This is a genomic window from Corallococcus sp. AB049A (genome assembly GCF_003668885.1).
In the GTDB taxonomy this organism is placed as follows: domain Bacteria; phylum Myxococcota; class Myxococcia; order Myxococcales; family Myxococcaceae; genus Corallococcus; species Corallococcus interemptor.
On the sequence record NZ_RAWL01000615.1, the window covers coordinates 1 to 3908 of the forward strand.

Here is a 3908-nt window from a genome sequence, read left to right on the forward strand (position 1 = left end):
GGCCTCGGGGCATCCGCGTGGAGCGCGTGGCCCTTCCTGAACCGGGCCCCGGCCAGGTGCGGGTGCGGATGGAGGGCTGCGGCGTCTGCGGCTCCAACCTCCCCGTGTGGGAGGGACGCGAGTGGTTCCGCTACCCCCTGCCTCCCGGCGCTCCGGGACATGAAGGCTGGGGCGTGGTGGATGCCCTGGGCCCGGGCGTCTCCAGCCTGAAACCCGGCGACCGCGTGGCCATGCTCTCCTCGGCCGCCTTCGCGGAGTTCGACCTCGCGGACGCCGCCTCCACGGTGGTGCTGCCTCCGTCACTCGCGGGCAGGCCCTTCCCCGGTGAACCCCTGGGCTGCGCGATGAACATCTTCCGCCGCGCGGACATCCAGCCCGGCCAGACCGTCGCCATCATCGGCATCGGCTTCCTGGGCGCGGTGGTGACGCGGCTTGTGGCCAACGCGGGCGCTCGCGTGCTCGCCATCGCCCGCAGGCCCTGGGCGCTGGAGCTGGCTCGCGGCCAGGGGGCCTCCGAGTGCATCCCCATGGATGACCACTCCCGCATCATCGAGCGCGTGAAGGCCCTGACGTCCGGGGACTTCTGCGACCGCGTCATCGAAGCCGTGGGCACGCAGTGGCCCCTGGACCTCGCGGGGGAGCTGACCCGCGTGCGCGGCAAGCTCGTCATCGCGGGCTACCACCAGGACGGGCTCCGGCAGGTGAACCTGCAGCTGTGGAACTGGCGCGGACTGGACGTCATCAACGCCCACGAGCGCGACCCCCAGGTCTACGTCGAAGGCATGTGCCTGGCCGTGGACGCCGTCGCCTCCGGCCGCCTGGATCCGTTCCCCCTCTTCACCTCCTTCCCCATGGCGGAGATGGACCGCGCCTTCGACGCCATGCGCACGCGTCCGGACGGCTTCCTCAAGGGGGTTGTCACCCCATGAGCGCCTCGCTGGGAGCGAAACCCCGCGTCGGCTTCCTGGGCGTGGGCTGGATTGGCCGTCAACGCATGGAGGCCGTGGTGCGCTCCGAGCAGGTCCAGGTCGTGGGCCTCTGCGACCCCTCCGCCGACGCGGCCCGCGAGGCCCAGGCCCTGGCCCCCGGCGCGAAGTGCGTCGAGTCCCTGGACGCGCTGCTCGGCCTGGGGCTCGACGGGCTGGTCATCGCCACGCCCAGCGCGGTGCACGCGGAGCAGTCCCTGCGCGCGCTGGAGCGGGGCGTGTCCGTGTTCTGCCAGAAGCCGCTGGGCCGCTCGGCGGTGGAGGTGCGCCGCGTGGTGGACGCGGCCCGCGCGAAGGACCGGCTCCTGGGCGTGGACCTGAGCTACCGCTTCACGGCCGGCATGCGGCAGCTGCGCGAGCGCATCCAGGCGGGCGCGCTGGGCCACGTCTACGCGGTGAACCTCCTGTTCCACAACGCGTACGGTCCGGACAAGGCCTGGTTCTACGACCCGAAGCAGGCGGGCGGCGGCTGCGTGATGGACCTGGGCATCCACCTGGTGGACCTGGCGCTGTGGACGCTCGGCTTCCCGGCGGTGGAGGCGGTGTCCTCCCGGCGCTTCGCGCAAGGCCGGCCGCTTGGCTCGCGCGAGGAGGGCGTGGAGGACTTCGCCGCCGCGCAGCTGCTGCTGGGCTCGGGCACGGCCGTGCAGCTCGCCTGCTCCTGGAAGCTGCCCGCCGGGTGTGACGCGGTCATCGAGGCGGCGTTCTATGGCACCCAGGGCGGCGCCGCGTTCCGCAACGTGGACGGCTCCTTCCACGACTTCACCGCGGACCTGTTCCACGGCACGAAGCGCGAGCGGCTGAGCACGCCCCCCGACGCCTGGGGCGGCCGGGCCGCCGTGGAGTGGGCCACCCGGCTGGCGAAGGGCGAGCGCTTCGACGCGGAGGCGGCGCGGCTCGTGGACGTGGCCACCACGCTGGACCGCCTGTACGCCTGAGCCTTCCGGGGAAGGGGCGGCGGAGGCGGCGCGTTCCACGCGCTCATGCAGAACGCTCCTGCCCCTCCCGCATCGCTGTCCCGCGCGATGACCTGGCTCAAGCCGCACCGGCGCGCGGTCGCCCTCATCCTCCTGCTGGTGCTCACCGGCTCCGCGCTGAGCGCGCTGGAGCCGCTGGTGCTCAAGCACATCTTCGACCAGCTGGGCGCGCAGGGGGCCGCCCGCGCGGTGCTCCTGGGCGTCGGAGGCCTGGTGCTCATGGGGCTGACGCGCGAGGCGCTCTCCTCCACGGCGAACTGGCTCACCTGGCGCACGCGCATCGGCGTGCACTATTCGCTCAACGAGGCCACCGTCACGCGCCTGCACTCGCTGCCCCTGAGCTTCCACCGCGAGGAGGGCGTGGGCGCCATCATGACCCGGCTGGACCGGGGCATGCAGGGCTTCGTGGGCGCCATCACGGAGCTGGCCTTCAACGTCGTGCCCGCCGCGGCCTACCTGCTGCTCTCCGTCATCATCATGCTGCGGCTGGACTGGCGGCTGGCGCTGGTGGCGCTCGCGTTCGCGCCCATCCCCGTGCTCATCGCGCGCAAGGCCGCGCCCGTGCAGACGCGGCGCGAGCAGACGCTGATGGACCGCTGGGCCAGCATCTACGCCCGCTTCAATGAAGTGCTCTCCGGCATCGTCACCGTGAAGAGCTGCGCCATGGAGGAGCGCGAAAAGCAGCGCTTCCTGCACGGCGTGCGCGAGGCCAACGCCGTCGTCGTCCGCGGCGTGGGCTACGACGCCGTGGTGAGCGGCGGCCAGAACGTCGCCGTGCTGGTGGCGCGCGTGGCGTCCATCGGCATGGGCGCCCTGCTGGTGCTCCGGGGCGACATCACCACCGGCACGCTGGTGGCGTTCCTGGGCTACATCGGCGGGCTGTTCGGTCCGGTGCAGGGGCTGAGCGGCGTGTACCGCACGCTGCGCACGGCGTCCGTGGCCATGCGCCAGGTGTTCTCCATCCTGGACGCGCAGGACCACCTGGGCGACGCCCCCGACGCGCGCGAGGTGACGGGGCTGAAGGGCGAGGTGGAGTTCTCCGGCATCCACTTCGCCTATCCCTCCAGCGCGGGCCCGGGCCGGCCGCTCCTGCGCGGCGTGGACCTGAAGGTGCGTCCGGGGGAGACGATTGCCCTCGTGGGCCCCAGCGGCGCGGGCAAGACGACGCTGATGAGCCTGCTGTGCCGCTTCTACGACCCCGTCGAGGGCGTGGTGCGCATCGACGGACAGGACGTCCGCTCGCTCAAGCAGATGTCGCTGCGGCGCCACATTGGCGTGGTGCTCCAGGACAGCCTGCTCTTCAACGAGAGCGTGCGCGCGAACATCGCCTATGGCCGGCCGGAGGCCTCGCAGGCGGAGATTGAAGCCGCCGCCCGCGCCGCGCACGCGGACGTGTTCATCCAGCACCTGCCCCAGGGCTACGACACCGTGGTGGGGGAGAAGGGCAGCCGCCTGTCCGCCGGTGAGCGCCAGCGCATCGCCATCGCGCGGTCGCTGCTCAAGGATCCGCCCATCCTCGTGCTGGACGAACCCACCAGCGCGCTGGACGCGGAGAGCGAGTGGCTGGTGCAGGAGGCGCTGGGCCGCCTGATGAAGGGCCGCACCACGTTCGCCATCGCGCACCGGCTGTCCACCGTGGTGGACGCGGACCGCATCCTGGTGCTCCAGGACGGCCGCATCGTCGAACAAGGCCGGCACTCGGAGCTCATGCGTCACGACGGCTACTACGCGTCGCTCGTGCGCCGCCAGACGCGGGGGCTGCTGCCTGACCGCCCCGTGCCGTCCGCGCCGCCATTGTCCGCCTGAGCGGGCCCGCCTCCACGGCAGCAGGGTGACGCCGCGTCCCGGCGCACGCGCACCCAGGCAAGCCATCAGGGAGGGGTGATCCGGCCGGAGGGGTGGTTACCGTTTCATGCGGACAGGCCGAGGGTCGCGCGTGTGGACG

3 protein-coding genes are annotated in these 3908 nt (G+C 72.5%); all 3 read left to right on the forward strand.

Annotated features, from left to right (window positions below; all coding sequences use genetic code 11):
* On the forward strand, positions 1-929 hold a 929-nt coding region (locus D7X55_RS37150; RefSeq protein ID WP_233610297.1), incomplete at its 5' end, for an alcohol dehydrogenase catalytic domain-containing protein.
* On the forward strand, positions 926-1924 hold the full coding sequence (locus tag D7X55_RS37155; protein ID WP_121725505.1) for a Gfo/Idh/MocA family protein: 999 nt from the start codon (positions 926-928) through the stop codon (positions 1922-1924). The genes D7X55_RS37150 and D7X55_RS37155, both read left to right, overlap by 4 nt.
* Positions 1925-1969: 45 nt before the next feature.
* Positions 1970-3769: an ABC transporter ATP-binding protein gene (locus tag D7X55_RS37160; protein WP_233610298.1), complete on the forward strand. Its 1800-nt coding sequence runs from the start codon at positions 1970-1972 to the stop codon at positions 3767-3769.
* Positions 3770-3908: the final 139 nt, after the last annotated feature.